The 15,457-nt window shown below is 63.1% G+C and carries 12 protein-coding genes and 1 tRNA gene; 4 read left to right on the top strand and 9 right to left on the bottom strand.

From position 1 onward, the window contains the following. Positions 1-29: 29 nt before the first annotated feature. From ACTM86_RS02525 to ACTM86_RS02510, 4 genes are read right to left on the bottom strand one after another with little or no spacing between them, the layout of a single operon-like run. Positions 30-614, bottom strand: coding sequence for a hypothetical protein (locus ACTM86_RS02525; RefSeq protein ID WP_154516409.1), 585 nt, complete (start codon positions 612-614; stop codon positions 30-32). Continuing rightward, the gene (locus ACTM86_RS02520; RefSeq protein ID WP_441015432.1) at positions 611-3,886 is read right to left on the bottom strand and encodes a helicase-related protein; all 3,276 of its coding nucleotides are present in this window, start codon (positions 3,884-3,886) and stop codon (positions 611-613) included. The genes ACTM86_RS02525 and ACTM86_RS02520 overlap by 4 nt, the downstream gene beginning before the upstream one ends. A 3-nt stretch (positions 3,887-3,889) precedes the next feature. Further along, on the bottom strand, positions 3,890-4,540 hold the full coding sequence (locus tag ACTM86_RS02515; RefSeq protein ID WP_154516415.1) for a hypothetical protein: 651 nt from the start codon (positions 4,538-4,540) through the stop codon (positions 3,890-3,892). A 1-nt stretch (position 4,541) separates the two neighbouring features. Further along, the gene (locus ACTM86_RS02510; protein WP_229770673.1) at positions 4,542-5,975 is read right to left on the bottom strand and encodes an ATP-binding protein; all 1,434 of its coding nucleotides are present in this window, start codon (positions 5,973-5,975) and stop codon (positions 4,542-4,544) included. 253 nt (positions 5,976-6,228) lie between these two features. On the opposite strand from ACTM86_RS02510, the gene ACTM86_RS02505 reads away from it, so the two are divergent. Beyond that, positions 6,229-6,417 carry a hypothetical protein gene (locus ACTM86_RS02505; protein ID WP_154516421.1) on the top strand — a complete coding sequence of 63 codons (189 nt, stop codon included), beginning with the start codon at positions 6,229-6,231 and terminating at the stop codon, positions 6,415-6,417. Between the two features lie 12 nt (positions 6,418-6,429). On the opposite strand, the gene ACTM86_RS02500 is transcribed toward ACTM86_RS02505, so the two are convergent. Then, the gene (locus ACTM86_RS02500; protein WP_154516424.1) at positions 6,430-6,732 is read right to left on the bottom strand and encodes a hypothetical protein; all 303 of its coding nucleotides are present in this window, start codon (positions 6,730-6,732) and stop codon (positions 6,430-6,432) included. 162 nt (positions 6,733-6,894) lie between these two features. Here ACTM86_RS02500 and ACTM86_RS02495 point away from each other — a divergent pair, with 162 nt between their 5' ends. After that, the gene (locus ACTM86_RS02495; protein WP_441015430.1) at positions 6,895-7,878 is read left to right on the top strand and encodes a DUF6273 domain-containing protein; all 984 of its coding nucleotides are present in this window, start codon (positions 6,895-6,897) and stop codon (positions 7,876-7,878) included. Positions 7,879-8,389: 511 nt separating this feature from the next. Here the strand turns inward: ACTM86_RS02495 and ACTM86_RS02490 are convergent. Then, positions 8,390-9,823: a hypothetical protein gene (locus tag ACTM86_RS02490; protein ID WP_154516430.1), complete on the bottom strand. Its 1,434-nt coding sequence runs from the start codon at positions 9,821-9,823 to the stop codon at positions 8,390-8,392. Between the two features lie 2 nt (positions 9,824-9,825). Next, positions 9,826-10,074, bottom strand: a complete 249-nt coding sequence (locus ACTM86_RS02485; protein ID WP_441036900.1) for a hypothetical protein — start codon at positions 10,072-10,074, stop codon at positions 9,826-9,828. Positions 10,075-11,060: 986 nt separating this feature from the next. Between ACTM86_RS02485 and ACTM86_RS02480 the strand changes: the two genes are divergently transcribed. Next, positions 11,061-11,327, top strand: a complete 267-nt coding sequence (locus tag ACTM86_RS02480; protein ID WP_441015427.1) for a DUF6290 family protein — start codon at positions 11,061-11,063, stop codon at positions 11,325-11,327. Here the strand turns inward: ACTM86_RS02480 and ACTM86_RS02475 are convergent. Continuing rightward, the gene (locus ACTM86_RS02475; RefSeq protein WP_441015425.1) at positions 11,282-13,474 is read right to left on the bottom strand and encodes a hypothetical protein; all 2,193 of its coding nucleotides are present in this window, start codon (positions 13,472-13,474) and stop codon (positions 11,282-11,284) included. The genes ACTM86_RS02480 and ACTM86_RS02475 overlap by 46 nt on opposite strands. 347 nt (positions 13,475-13,821) lie before the next feature. Between ACTM86_RS02475 and ACTM86_RS02470 the strand changes: the two genes are divergently transcribed. Continuing rightward, positions 13,822-14,844, top strand: coding sequence for a DUF6273 domain-containing protein (locus ACTM86_RS02470; protein WP_441015423.1), 1,023 nt, complete (start codon positions 13,822-13,824; stop codon positions 14,842-14,844). Positions 14,845-15,360: 516 nt separating this feature from the next. Here ACTM86_RS02470 and ACTM86_RS02465 read toward each other — a convergent pair. Continuing rightward, positions 15,361-15,437 (bottom strand) — tRNA-Pro (locus ACTM86_RS02465). Positions 15,438-15,457: the final 20 nt, after the last annotated feature.

Raw genomic sequence — 15,457 nt, 5'->3', positions numbered from 1 at the left:
GGATAGCGATCTTTCGCCTATCGGGGCGTCTACGAGGGAAGCGACTCCGAGGACACCGTCGTGTCGCGCGGGCGGTATTTCCGTATCTCGGCATCGATGTCCGAGGGCGCGAAGGTCATCGGGGTCAGCTCGCCTATCAGCAGGGGGATGTCCATGGCGCCGTCCAGGTCGAGCGCCAGCGAGCGCAGCTTCTCGAACGAGACGAGCGCTGCGGCGTCGTTGGGCGTTATCACGTCAAGCGTCTCACGGTTCGCCGCGATGATGACGGCGAGCTCCATCCCCTGCTTCTTGCAGACCTTCAGGGCATCGAGGAAATCGGAGCCGATGCTCATCTGGTGCCTGAAGGTTATCCGGGCCCATGTGGAGCCCTTCACGTAGTATCCCGAGTCGCCAAGCCAGCCCGCCTCGGTGAGCTTGCGGTCGATGACGGCGTTGAGGGTCTTCTGCATCCCCTTGGGGGCCCTCTTCCCGAGGCGTATCTTGGCGTCGCGCTCGGCGTAGAACTCGACGGACGACTCGGACCAGACGTCGTCCGCGAGGATGTCGGCGAGCTCTGCCGCCTCGGGGGTCAACTCGGGCGCGGCCCAGGGCGCGGCGGTGTAGCGAAGTCTCATCTCTCCCCTTCCCTTGCTTCGTGATTCCAGAATTCGGGCCTCGTCGGGCATTCGCCGCACGCGAACGCCATCGACAGCGCGGAGGGGTTCGGCAGGGTCTCGGGCCTTTTGCCGTCACCGGCCCGCGCCACCAAATCCCTGCCCACAAGGATGTCGGTAAGGACCGCGTTGTCCAGCGGGCGCGACGGGTCGCCGGCCGAGGAGAAGGCGGCGGGGCGGCCGTCGGGGTCCTCGATGACCGCTAGGCCGTCGGTTCCGAAGTCCCTCTCCCGCCATGGCGCGGACGAGAGCGAGACCGTCTGGTCGCATCCCACCTCCGCGGTGAGCTCGACCTCACCGCCGCCCGCGAGCGAGAAGCTCATGCGGCCCGCGCCGAGGTCGGTGTGGGCGAAGGACGATTCCGCCGCGTCCATGAGGGCGGAGCGGATGGAGTCCGATGCCGTCTCGCCCGGTTTCCCGCCGCCGGCGAAGAGCCTCTCGAGCGCCCTCGTCTGCGCGGAGTTCCTGAGCTTGAGCAGCGACTCCATCCCCTCATCGATGGAGGGCGAGCCGGAGAGGATGGCGTCGCGGATCTCCGTGGCCACGACGTCGGGGAACTCGCCCACCGCGAGGTTGGCGGTATGGAACCTCTCCTGGATCCTCGTGTACATCCGCTGCTCGACGCTGCGGGGGTACCACACGTTGTAGATATCCACCTCGGCCGCCCTCTGGCCGAGTCGCGCGACGCGTCCGATCCTCTGCTCGAGGACCGAGGGCGTCCACGGGACGTCGACGTTGACGAGCACGCGTGCCGCCTGGAGGTTGAGGCCTTCGGATGCCGCGTCGGAGCAGATGAGCAGCCTGAGGTCGCCGCGCCTGAGGGCGTCGGTTATCTCGGTCTTCGCGCATGCGCGGACGTCGTCCCCGCGGTGGATCTCGGATACCGAGCCGCTGTAGATGCCGTACGTGTAGGCGTCCGAGTCCTCGCGGCCGCGGAACTCCCCCGCCAGCGCGTCCACGGTGTCGGTGTAGCGCGAGAAGAGGAGCACCCTGTCCCCGGCCGCCAGGCTCTCGAGGGCGATGTCCACCGATTTCTTGACCTTCATGTCGAGCCCGCGCTCGATGAGGCCCTCGGCCTCCTCGATCAGCGGCCTGATGGCCGCAGCCTCAATGGACGCGGTGGCGGCGACGTTCGCCGCGCTCAGGCCGTCGAGGTCGCCAGGGATGTCCGCCGAGGCGGCATCCCCGTCCTCGAACAGGTCGGAGTCGTCATCCGGGTCGAGGTCGAGCCCGAGGTCGGCGAGGATTCCCCAGTCGGGGGCCGCCGTTCCGGAAAGGTCGGCCCTGATGGAATTCAGCTTGGCGAGCCGGCGCTGCAGGCTCCTGTAGCACGACCAGAGCGAGGACGAGATCCTCTGCTGGTAACTCACCCTCGTGAACCCGGTCGAGTTCCTCCTGCCGGGGCGCATCGCCTCCTCAATCGAGAAGTACTCGTTCGAGATGTAAGCGTCGACCCTGCCGTAGAACGACATGACCTCGCGCTGGCCGTCGAGCGACACGGCATGCAGGTTGCGCCTCGGGAAGCGGTAGCCGACCCCCTCCAGGGAGCGCCTGGTGTTCCTGACGGTGAGCAGGTGCGCGGGGTGGAGCATGGTGAGTGCCTCGCGCACCGCGCCCCAGTTCCTCTGGACGTAGTCGGCGAGCGCGATGGAGTCGGCGCGGTCGATGCCGGCGAGCGACGCCACCGACGCCCTTGACGCGGGACCGAGCTCGGAGAGGTCGGGGCGCATCTCGTCGAGGGTCGACAGGAGCAGCTTCGCGGATTCTGCTGCGGATGTGAGGTCGGGTGCCGCGCTCGACGCTATCGTCTCGAGGGAGCCGAGGAAGCGGCTCTCCTTCCCCCATCTTTTCGGCAGCCCGAGAAGCCGCAGGAGCGCGTGGTACTCGGATGCTTCCTTCTGCATCGGCGTGGCGGTTGCGAGGATCACGTGCGGTATCTGGGCGCAGACGGACTCGAGCATGGCGTAGAGCCTCGTCGTCTTCTTGCGCCCGCCCGCCTGCGTGCTGACGCGGGCGGCGTGGGCCTCGTCCACGACGAGCAGGTCAGGAAGGACCGCGTCGCCGCGCTCCAGGCATCCGGGCCTGCCGCGGCTCCCGCGGGCGTACTGGGCGGAGACCAGGGCTATATCCGGGCGGCCGGCCCCGAGGGGGTTTCCCGCCTGCGGGCGCTCGGTCCCGTCCGCGCCCACGTAGAGGCACCTTGTGGAGTCGTAGAGCCACGCTTCGATGCCGAAGCGGTCGCGCAGCTCGGACTGCCACTGGGAGAGGACGGATTTGGGCGTGAGGATGACCACGCTTTGCACCCCGCAGAACCTGACCATGAAGGCCATGGCAGCCGCGGCCTCGAACGTCTTCCCCAACCCGACCTCATCGGAGAGCAGGACCCTGACGGGCCAGCGGGAAAGGGCGTCGATGACCGCACGCTCCTGGTGCTGGTAGAGCCCGGGGATGTCGCCGGAGACGAAGAAGTACGAGGGCATCCTGCGCGCCGCCGCGATGGCGCCCTCCGCGACCGCGGCATGCGACGCGCCGGGTCGGGGCACGCTCCCGCCGAGGCCGCGCTCGATGGCGGATGCGAACGATTGGGTTATCTCGCAGGACGTCACGCCCTCGGCGGAGCCCTCCCACAGGCCCTCGAAGACCCCGCGCCAGACCTTCTCGATGCCGGGCGTCTCCCAGGACTTCTGCACCATGATCGTCTCGTAGTTGCCGCCGAGCCCGGAGCGCGTCTCGTTGGCGCTCCCCGAGGCGATGACGGAGTTGCCCTGGGCGTCCCGCAGCAGGAACAGCTTCGTGTGGAAGAGCCCGCCGTCGTCCACAGCGGCGGCCCTCACCTCGAGAAGCCCGTCGGCGATCATCCACGCGAGCGTCGCCAGCCGCTCGCGCTGGATTGCGTCGGATAGGCCGAGGATGCCCTCCCCGATCTCGCGGCCGATTCGTTCCGCCTCGGCGCGTAGCGGCTCGGCGGGGTCCGCCGCCGCGGCCAGCTCGCCGGGGACGCTGTGGATACCGACGATGAGGCGCATGCGGCCGCCGCGGGCGTACAGCCCCTCCACCCCCGCCGAGATGGCGATGAGGGAGTCGAGCGTGTAGTAGCTCGTCACCCGGTCGTATTCGCTCGCCGCGCCGAGCAGCGGCAGGAGGAACTCGGAGAGCAGCCTGCTGCCGTGTCCGGTGTAGACGTATCCGATGCCGAGGGAGGGGAAGCCCTCCCGCCTTTGGTCGCGGGGCATGCGCTACCTTCCCAGCGCGTCGAGGATGCGGTCGCAGGCGTCGGCATCGCCGTCGATGCTGTCGCGGCATATCGCGCCCGCGTCCGCGATCTTCTCGAGGAGCTCGCGGAGCTTGCTCGACTGCTTGTCGGACAGGACCTTGCCCCTGCCCCTCTGCCCCGCCACGCTCGTCATGAACTTGACCATGAACTTGTCGTCCGCCTTGTACTGCCTGGCCTTCTCGAGGGCGTGCCTGATGTCGGCGCCGGACAGCGCCGCGACCCTCTGGTCGGCGGTCGGCTCCGCGATGGCGACCATGGAGCGGTACATTGCCTCGGCGGCATCCATACGGTCGCGGGAGTCCCGCCCGCGCTGGGCGGTCAGCGCCTCCAGCGAGCGCCTCGCCTCGTCCTCGCTCGCGCAGTTGAGGAACGTCCACGCGGTCCTCGGCGGGTTCGCGGCGGCGATCTCGGAGAGGAGGTCCTCGTCTAGGCCGCCCAGCTCGAGGAGCGCCTCCAGCTCGGACGGCGTCGCGTTGATATAGGCCGCGGCGGTGCCGAGGTCGAGTCCCGCCGAGTAGAAGTCGGACGAGACGGACGAAGCCCTCTCGTCCAGCGGCATTCCGGGGTCGTCCCATGCCCTCTTGACCGACTCGAGCGCATCAAGCCTGTTCATGCTACTCCTCTCCCTTCATGCCGCAGCGCACCGCGACCCAGTCGTTGCGCATCCTGGTCGCCTCCGCCGGGGCGACGGACAGCTTCTCCACGAGCACGCGGTAGATGGCGTCGGATGCCGCCAGCACCTGCCTCACCTCGTCGCTGACCTTCTTCTTCCACAGCGGGTGGTCCTCGTAGACGATCACCTGGAGCGCCGAGGGGTCGCCGTCGTCGTCGCCCTCCTCGTAGATGTAGTCGAAGGGCGCGTTGACGTCGCTGCCCCTGCCCCTGTTGACGATCGTGATGTTGACGGTGAGGCCCGACTCGAGCTCGAGGGACCTCTCGGTCACGACGTTTCGCACCGTCGTGTTGATGCCCGCCGTGTCCGCCGCGGTGCTCTCCTCAACGGGAGCGGTCAGCTCGTCGTCGGGCAGGATCGACTCGCCGCCGTACTGCTCGGCGAGGCTCTCCGCGACCCTTCGGACCTCCTGCGCGTCGTGTACATTGCCGGAGCGAGACAGGTGGCGCGAGCCCGCGACGAGGGTCTTCAGGTACTCCTTCATGTAGCTGGAGACCAGCTTCCACTCGGGCGTCTCCTGAAGCCCCTGCTTGTAGAAGGTCGAGTCGATGAAGCCGAGCTCGACGTCGCCGATGATACGGCTCGTCATGAGGTGCGCCTTGAACCAGGACTTGTCCCAGGGCATGACGAGCTGCCCGTGGCGGTAGATGTTGAAGCCGTACATGCCGTCGTTGTGCGTCTGGTCGCTGAGCGCCATCCAGCCCGTGATGCGGTACTTGCCGTTCGGCCCGCAGGCGGTGTCGATATCGACCTTGGTACCGGGCAGGTATTTGTAGCTGACGGGCTCGATCTCCGTCCTGTCGCGCCCCTGCACGAGCACGATGCGGTCGCCCGTCTCGAGGTGTCCCTTGAAGGCGGCGCCCAGGTACCTGACGATGGCGCCCGGCATCGGGTCGGGGTTCCTCAGGCGGCTGATGATGAATGCGCTGCCGTGGGGGACCCTGGCGAGCACGCCCGTGCCGTCGACCGGACTGTCCTCGATGACGACGTCCCAGGCGTCCGCGCCCGAGTCCCTGCGACTGTAGTCGTTGATGTCGAACGCGACGTGGTACTCGGTGTCCTCGCCGACCGGACGCGTGAAGATCTCGTAGTACGCGCCGAGGGCCGAGCACGCGGCCTTGAAGCCCATGCCGAAGTGGCCCTTGGCGTCCTCGCCGCGCTCGAGATGGCGCGACATGTCCTCGGCGATGCAGACCGCCTTCTCGAGGATGTCGCCCGTCATGCCCCTGCAGTTGTCGATGACGCTGATCTTGTCGTCGCCGAGCACGACGGCGACCTCGACTTTCTCATTTCCCACCCTAGCGTCGAAGCAGTTCGCGACCAGCTCGCCGATGGACTCGGGAACCGACTGGTTGGTCGCGCCGATGTTCGCCATCAGGCGCGGCGAGGGGTAGTTCTTCACCGTGCGACTCCCCATGGGGACCTCCGGAAATAATCGTCGGGGGCCGGCGGGCGCAGTCGCGCCGCAAGCCCCGCATTCGTTGCCATACGCCATTAGTTTACTTATTGCGCCCCTCGATTTATTGAGCAACAAATTCTATCTGGCGAACGGTCGCGTTCCGGGCGTGCCCGGGGTGCGCCAGATGAAGTATGGTCTATCGCGTTTCCAACCGAAGGGAGGTGAGAATATGGACGAGCGGGCCAAGGGCAGGGTCTACGACGTCTGCCACGAGATGCGCGGACTCGCCTCGGCGCTCGAGGCGGCCGCCCACGGGGAAATGGCCGAGCCGGAGCTTATAGTCGAGTACGCGTCTGGGCAGATTTCAAGACTTTCGGATATGCTCGCGTCGGCAATCGTCGGCAGCCGGCAGGATTGATGTCCATTGGTGCTATTTACATGGTCCCCGTTTCGGAAGCGCCGCGGGGGCATCGTTGTCGGGGTCGTGGACCACGTACCAGCTGTTCCCGTAATGGCAGATGTCGCGGCAGGTCCCGTCCCCGACGACCACTCGCCAGGACTCGGACTGCCTAGTCCTGCCGAGTGCCCACGAGCGGGCGCTGTAGGACTCGATGCGGTCGAACGGGTAGACGGTGCCGTCGTACCATTTGATTCCCCAGGGGACGTACTCACCATCGGGGCGGCATTCAACGAGGGCTGTGACTAAACGTATCGACTTCTCACCATGCTCCATGCGGCACTCCTTTGGAATCTATAACGAACGTGTGTTCTATTGTAGCGCAATCTCGATGGTTGACCGTCGATGCGGTTGCCGCTGCGGCAAGACCGGTGCAGAATTCTGAAATAGTCCTACGCTCGGCTCGTATTGCAAACCCTTGAGCGAAGGGAGCCGCATATGCATGCAGCGGCAATTCCGCCTCGGGGGGTCGCGCGTAGGGCGGCTCGCCTCCGGGGCCAGTCTATCATCGAGTACGTCCTGATCATCGCCGTCATCTCGCTCGTCGTCGTCTTCGCCGGACCGCAGGTATCGCAAGCCGTGCATAACCAGTTCGCCGGCGTGGCGAATACCCTGGCCGGCGGCATCCATGGCTCCGGCTCGGGCCTCGGCGGCACCTCGGGCGGCGGGTCCGGCGGCAATACGCCCGACCAGGAGCAGAAGGACTATCTCGACGACATGAAGACGGTGACGGACAAGGACCCGAGGGACTGGACGCTCGAGGACCAGAAGAAGGCCGCCGAGGACATCGCCGAGAAGGGAACCGCCTCGGTCGCGTTCCCCAAGGCCAAGGATGCCATGGGCTCGGGGACAAAGTGGTCCGTCACGCTGAACAACGGCCAGACACTCGAGTACCGCATCATCGGCATAAACCACGACGACCTCGCGGACGGTTCGGGCAAGGCCGGTCTCACGTTCGAGGCGACCAACGATGCCCTGGGCGCTCAGCGCATGTACGCCACGAATTCGAATGCAGGCGGCTGGGAGGCCTCCGAGCTCCGCGGACGCCTCAACACCGGTGACCTCTGGGCGCTCCTGCCGGCCGAGATCCAATACAATGTGAAGGCCGTCACGAAGATGACCGACAACAAGGGAGGCGGCGGCACTGCCGGCACCCCCTCGGCTACGACCGATAAGGTCTTCCTGCTCTCTACGACCGAAGTTAACGGCGATCTCGACTCCGACGGTGCCCAGTACGAGTACTACCAATCCAAGGGCGTATCGACGTCGAGCTATTCCGGGGCTTCGTCCAGCTCTTGGCACTGGACTCGCTCCGTGACTCCGGGCAACTCCAGGGACTTCCGCTTTGTTTATACCGACGGTAACTGGTACAGCAGCGACGCGGCGCCAACCTGGAGCGTGTTCCCCGCCTTCTGCTTCTAATTCCAACTACTAAGCCCGTGCAATCCGCGCGGGCTTTTTCTTTTGGCGATTGTGATTATGGAAACTGTATTGGCTCGTCATCTTGATCGTCTCGCCTCATATTTGAATTTCAAACATGCGATGACGGTAGGTTATAGCACTGGGTTTGGGCACTCGATTTGCACGGCATTGAGAGAGTGCTTTTGGGGTGACGGACGGCATAAGTTTTTGAACGGGATACAGCTTCGATTCGTTCCGGACGCGGATGTTGACGTAACTGGTCTCTGTGCCACGTGCGATTTCGGTGCTGCATATGACTTAACGGGAATGTTCGAGCGGTACCGGAGTCTCCATCTGGATTGTTCCGACTGGAACATCGGCCCGAATACACTGCATAGCGACTTCAACAAGTACGCACCCGCCGTAATCCTTCCCAAGGCATGGCAATATACAAGTTCAAGTGAACGCATGAAGGCGGCTCCCGATGATTCGGGAGCCGCCTTCGCTATTCAACCTATGGGAAAACCGACTGCTAATTCAATTTGACCCAGATAGCGGGGCGGACTCCGAGCACTTCATCCTGCTCGCTCCCGTCATCGCCAAATTTGATATCGCCCCACTTGCGCACGTAATTGGCTAGGGGCTGCCCGACATAGTAGAAATCTCTATAGTCAGAGCTGCCGCCGTACTTCTCGACGGTAGAGGTCCACCAGTCCTTAACTTTGTCGTCCTTCACTGACTTTGCGTACCGAAAATCGTCCGATAGCGCCGGTTCGCAAAGGAGAGAGGTGTTGAGAATCGTGACGTCTCCATCGATGAGGCCCCGTTCGACATCACTGAAGGCGAAATCCCTGAAGCTGCCGTTCAGATAGTCGTATAGCGAGCTGGACTTGAAATCGATTGCGTCGCCTTGCGTATCGAACGCCATCTCGTCGATGCACTTCTGGGTTACGAGAAGGGCCCGTCCGTCCTCCTTGTCGACTACGATCCATCTGATCGGTCTGCCGGCGACTGAGGTACCCTTATAGGTCGAAAGGTCTTCCGAATAGGTTCCGAATTCGACGGTCTGCCCAATCGACTTGCTGTCGATTGTCTCCTGCTCCGCCTTCATGTCCACCCGCGCTTCGAGCATGGACGGCAGGGGCGAGATGGCGACCATGACGGCAAGCAGGACGATGCCAGCGACAGCCGCGACGGCTATCTTCTTCCTCCTTTTCGAGAGGTTCGCAATCTTCGCGCCGGCCTCTCTTGCCTTCTCGCCCGAATCCCCGTAGCCCTGCTCGGCCAGCCTCTCGAGGCTCTCCTTGGCGGCTTCAGCTTCCTTCCTGTTGCCCTTCTCGAGTATCGCAACGCTCGTCTTGTAGACCCTGTCCCTTCTGGATTCATCCAGGAACGCGGGATCTTCCAGATCCGCCAGTTTCTCGCACACGGCACTGCAGTTCCAGCAGGTATCGCGCTTGAGATTCACCGCACCGCAGCCGCACTGCCACCATCCATCGTGCTCGGAATGGACGCCTGAGCATTTGAAGGTATCGGCTCCCATCTCGGAGAGCAGGACATCGCGTTCCGACTCCTCGACCCCGGTGAGTGCGAGTGGCGCGGGGCTATCGATGTCGATCGGGTCTCCGAAGGACGTCTCGCCGTCCGCTCGGGTCACAACGGCACGCAAGCCGGTGATAACAGACAGCTTGATTCTCACCGCCTTGGGCCTAAGTACCTCGCCGGCGGGCAGGTCGGCATCTAGGAGCGAGAAGTCGACGGTCTCCGTCTCCCCTCCCTCGCCCTCGAGTCCGACCGTGAACTCTATGCGGCTGACGGGTTTCGTCGATACGTTGGCGACCTTCGTCTGGAGGAAGCAGGCTCCCGTCTCGGTGTCTCTGGAGACCTGCACGGCCAGGACCCTGACGGGGCAGAGTTCCTGCCAGGGGGGATTGGCGTTGCGGTAGATTATCTTGTACTTAGACATGTCTACACCTCGGGCAGGGCGTCTTCATCCCTTGGTGCGCTAGGCGCCGGTGCCGCTCGGTCGGGCAGTGCGCAGACGATCAGGCCGACCATGAGCGCCGTGCCGAAAAGGCCGATGAACCAGAGGATTCCCGCGCCATTGGTGTAATGCCCCTTGGCTCTGGCGATCTTGACAAGCTCCGCCACGCCGCAGATGTTGGCGACGATTGCCAGGAGGGGCAGGATGAGGATTATCAGCTCCAGCATTCTCATTTCCGTCCTTTCTTCTCGACCGCCCGCTTCGACACCGGCGGTCCTCCGTTACTTCCGATAACACCAATTCTACTGTCCTCACCTGCGAATTTGTTGAGCAACAAATTCGATTGTGTGAGCGGTCGGTTAAGCTGCGCAGACGTTGTGCTAATTACTCTTTGCCGCTGCGGCAAGACCGGTGCAGAAATCTGAATTAGCCCTATGCTCGGCTCGTATTGCAAACCCTTGAGCGAAGGGAGCCGCATATGCATGCAGCGGCATTTTCGCCTCGGGGGGGGGTCGCTCCTAAGACGACCCGCCTCCGCGGGCAAGGACTTATCGAGTACGTTCTGATTGCGGCCGTTATCGGCTTGGTGGTGATTTTCGCCGGGCCCCAGGTCTCTGGTGCCATCCGCAACCAGTTCAACCAAGTCTCGACCACCCTGGACAGTGGGACGGACGGCACCGGTGGGGTCGGAGGCGGAAATACCGGAGAAGGAGGCGGCATCGGTCCGTGGCGTCCAGGGGTGGAGCAAGATTCAAGCGGTACCGAAGGGACCGGCAGCGACGAGGTTGGCATCGGCCCGTGGCGTCCAGGAACCCCGCAGGTCGGTCAGTGGCGTCCAGAACACCCGCAATAAGTTCTATGCTTCAAAGGGCGTACCCACTTCAAGTTTTGACGGAGCTTCATCCGGATGCCGACATTGGACTCGATTCGTTTCTCCGTATAGCTCAAAGACGTTTCAATTTGTCGCCTCAGGAAAGCCTTCGGCCGAACGTTCTTCGTCTAAGGTCTACGTATTCCCAGCTTGTTGCTTCTAGCTTTCTGGATGAAAAGCCCGCGCGAATGGTTTCAGTTTCGTAGAACAGAAAATGCGGTTTGAAGGGAAACGGGACCATACAGCGGCTCTCAAAGCGCTTGCCGCACTCCCCCGCAATTACCTCTGCGGCGTCCTCGTATGGAGTCCATCCTGCTTGTTGTTTTGAGTTCAGGGCGTACGCGGTGGGTGGATAATGGATTCACTTCGATGACGGCGTTGACGGGAGCGACCATGGCGATGTGCGGGATCGAGCTCGATGAGGGCGAAAGGGCCTTGATTCAGGACCGTGCGGATGCTGCGGGCATGTCCTTTTCCGTGTTCGTGAAAAGGGCCGCGCTAGAGAAGGCTGAGGACATGGCGGACACCGAGGCCTACAACGAGGCCTTGGACGGGGATGGCGGCACCCGCTACCCGATGGAAGAGGTCGTGCGCATGGCGGCGGAGGCCGAGTGATTATCCGCATGCATCGTCTGCTCGAACTTGACAAGGGCGTCGGATATCTGACTGCTGGTGGGAAGCGCGAAGTGCTCTCTGCGCGACACGACCTCATCGAACATCGGGACAAGGAACGCCCGGACCTTCACCTCTTGGAACTGCGATGAGAGCGTTTCCTCCATCAGAGTCTTGAACTCTTCCGGCTTTACGCCGTTCAGGACAGCAAGCAGCTCGTCCATCTCATGCCCGTCAAGCAGGTACTCGACCGCCATGCACGACACCATGGCGTTGAAGTACCGCCCGAAAGACGCGCTGTCGCCCTCGAACAGTATCCCGCCGAGTGCGCCCGCGGCCGCTGTGCCGACCGTTCCGCCGACCATGCCGCCCGCAAGGCCGACGATGGTCCCCACGCCGGGCGACACCGCCGTGCCGGCCGTGGCGCCAACCTTAGCCGCCGCGACTCCTGCCGCGGTGGCGCCGGCGATTCCCCCGGCGACCGAGGTGGCTAGGCATGCCATGTTCTGGGCGTACTGGGCGCCACTCGCCTTGCCTTGAAAGAGCCTGTAGGTCTCGGGGACTGAGAACACGGCGAGGGTCACCGCTGCCGAGACTGCATTGCCCCTTAGCATCTTCGCAAGCTGCTTGGAGGCGGCTGCTCCGCTTATGGCGGTCTTGCCTGTGAGGGCACGCAGGCCGTTGACGATCGTTGCGGACGCCTTGAATCCGAGCTTGCCGACCAACGCCTGGCTGGGCGCCATCAAAGCGTTGGAAAGCCCCGCTCTGGAGAGCTGCGAGACGACCATATGCTGGGCGAAGGACAAGCCGAACACCTGGACGCCGGCGGCGATGCCAGCCTGGACGGCACCGGTGATGTCCTTGGTCTCCCTGTACGCCATGAACGTCGTCGCCAGAAACGACAGGCCGAACGCGCAGGAGCATGTGACCGCGCCGGTCGCGGCGTCATAGGCCACCGATTCAATCGTTCCCGGCTTGGTGAGGTTCACCGCCTGGTCGTATGTGAGCTTGCCCTTGCGGACGATCTTCTCGGCGTCCCTGGGGTCGCTGACGCCGGGGACCTTGCCTTGGCTAATCTTCTTCTCGAAACCGCGGAGCACCTGCTGGTACTGGTCTTTCGGGACTTCGAGCTGCATCGGCGTGCGGTCTTCTGTGAGGTAGCGATACTGATGGCTGCTCGGATCGAAGCATGCCTCGAGGGAACCGCGTGCCGTCTTGTAGTACTTGGTCTGGATCAGAACGCCGTCGACACTCCGATCGGGTCCGTTCTTCGCGTTGTCCCTCCCCAGAATCTCGGCCTGGTGACCCTGGAGCCTGTCGATGATGCTGTTCGCCTCCTCGGCAAGTTCTCCGTGGCCCGCAGGGTTGTTGACCGAGGCCCGTTGCTTGACGAAGACCTCCCCGTTGCTGTTGATGGTCGCCGCCGCCGTGACTGCTGCGGCTTTGACCGTCGTATCGCCCGCCATGGCAAGCTCGCTGTCGATGCCGGCGGCGCGGTCATCCTCAAGGCTGCGGAGCGCCTTGCAGCGGGATACGAACTGGCCCCGGCACGCTTCGTCGACGGTGAGCGCAAGGTTGCTTTCACCGTCGGAGGCGAAGGGGCCGGGCTCGAAGTACGCCCACTCGAAGTAGAAGAGGCGGGACTGTCTCTTTTCCTTCCCCGGGACGGCGAACGCGTCAGCGTCCGCCTTGATGTAGACGCCCTTTTCGGTCATGGCGATGCCGCTGGGCCTGAGATCGAACTCGGCGTCGGCCCAGACGACGGTCTGCTCCCTCGGTATCGGGAAGGCTGACTTCACCTTGGCGGCATTGGCTTCCGTCAACGGGAGCGGAGACTCCTGGAATGAGCCGAGTAGCCCCTGTGCGTGGGTGCCCTCAATCGCCCTCAGGGCTTCCTGCACCTTGGGCGCATACTCCGCCTTCTCCGCATCAAGTCTTTCGGCCTCTTTTTCGTCGAGGACGGCCCTCGCGCCGCCCGCCGCCCCTGCGACCGCCGCGCCCGCCGTTATCGCCGCGTCCACGACCGCAGCGCCTGCCGCTACCGCAACCCCAGATGCCCCCTCGGCAATCCTGGCCGTCGCCTCGCCGACAGTTTTAGTGGCCCTCTGAATCTCCTGCAGCGGGTAAAAGCCTTTGTCGAATATGCTCATGGACGATTCTTTCTCGTGGGCGAACAGACAGTTCGAATCGCGTTGTTTCTCATACGGGCGTTATTATAGCCATGCGTCTTTATGCCTTTGGTTCAGCTGCCAGACCCGGCGCGGGAAACTCGAGCAAGATTGTCGAACATTGGGCGGTACAAGGGTGGCGCCCACAATCGCCTCTATATCGACAAGGTGCAGCCGTGCGAGGCTTTGAGAGGGCAATTGACTGCATTCAAGACGCTCGGTTTTCTCCCCTACCGTCATCGTTGCCGCTGCGGCAAGACCGGTGCAGAAATCTGAATTAGTCCTACGCTTGGCTCGTATTGCAAACCCTTAAGCGAAGGGAGCCGCATATGCATACAGCGGCATTTTCGCCTCGGGGGGGGGTCGCTCGCAGGGCGGCTCGCCTCCGGGGCCAGTCTACCATCGAGTACGTCCTGATCATCGCCGTCATCTCGCTCGTCGTCGTCTTCGCCGGACCTCAGGTCTCGGGAGCCATCCGCAACCAGTTCGCCGGCGTGGCGAATACCCTGGCCGGCGGCATCCATGGCTCCGGCTCGGGCCTCGGCGGCACCTCGGGCGGCGGGTCCGGCGGCAATACGCCCGACCAGGAGCAGAAGGACTATCTCGAAGACATGAAGACGGTGACGGACAAGGACCCGAAGGACTGGACGTTCGAGGACCAGAAGAAGGCCGCCGAGGACATCGCCGAGAAGGGAACCGCCTCGGTCGCGTTCCCCAAGGCCAAGGCCGCGATGGACGCGGGGACGAAGTTCTCGATGGAGCTGACAGATGGGCGGACCCTCGAGTACCGAATCATCGGCATCAACCATGATGATTTGGCCGACGGGTCGGGGAAGGCCGGCCTTACGTTCCTCACCACCTCGACGACCATCTCTTCCCGCATGAACGCCACGAATTCGAATGCAGGCGGCTGGGAGAAATCCGAGCTCCGTGCGAAGATGAACTCCGGTGAGATCTGGAACCTGATGCCCAGTGATTTCCAATCCAAGGTGAAATCGGTCAATAAGCTCACGAACAACGTCGGTGGCGGTAGCGCGAACAAGAATGCCGCCGTGACGGCTACCTCGGACAAGCTGTTCCTGCTCAGCTACTCCGAGATCGTCCCCACCTCCTACTGGGCATCCAGCGACCCCTGGACTTCCTCCGAGGGCACCCAGTACGAGGCCTTCAAGGACAAGGTGACGGAGAACTATTCGGGCAACGACTGCCTGAAGTTTGGCGACTTTTGGTGGGAGCGCTCGGCGACTCCGAGCTTCTCCGGCGGCCTCCTCACTGTCGACAGCAGCGGCAATCCGTTGGTCAACAGCATTGCGACGAACTCGTATTGCGTCTGCCCCGCTTGGTGTTTCTAGTTTCATATTCGTCTAACGCAAGGCCCGCGCGATTCCGTGCGGGCCTTGCGTTTGGCAGTTACACGAACAATTTGAGGTTCATGGCACAGGTGGTCGGTTCGAAGAAAAATGAGACCATACAACGGCTATCAGAGCGCCCGCCGCACTCCCCCGCCATTACCCCTGCGGCGTCCTCGTATAGAGCCCATCCTGCTTGGCATTTCGTTGCAACAGCCCACTTGTCCACCGATCAAGTGAACTACTGGAATCAATACAGCGACACGCTTGTTCGTTATAGTCGCTATATCCGCGTAAATCGCCGCGATAAATACAGCCTGAACTCGGCTGTATACCAGCTACGCGTATGTAGATTCATAACGCGTTAATAAATCGGCTCAAGCGCGTACAAAACGCGCAAGTAACCGCAAAAAGCGATTATCGCGTAGGTAGATTTTTGGCACCCTGTTGCTTAATCAAAATTAAGCAATTGCTTAAAACAAAAAAGGTCAGGCACTAGGTGCCTGACCTGCAAACTTCTGGTCGGGACGACTGGATTCGAACCAGCGACCCCTTGACCCCCAGTCAAGTGCGCTACCAAGCTGCGCCACGTCCCGAAGCATTTGTTTGTTGCTCT

It is taken from the genome of Collinsella sp. HCP3S3_E11 (assembly GCF_052067375.1).
Lineage (GTDB): Bacteria > Actinomycetota > Coriobacteriia > Coriobacteriales > Coriobacteriaceae > Collinsella.
The sequence above is the reverse complement of the archived record's forward strand: the minus strand, read 5'-3'. Positions and strand labels throughout refer to the sequence as shown.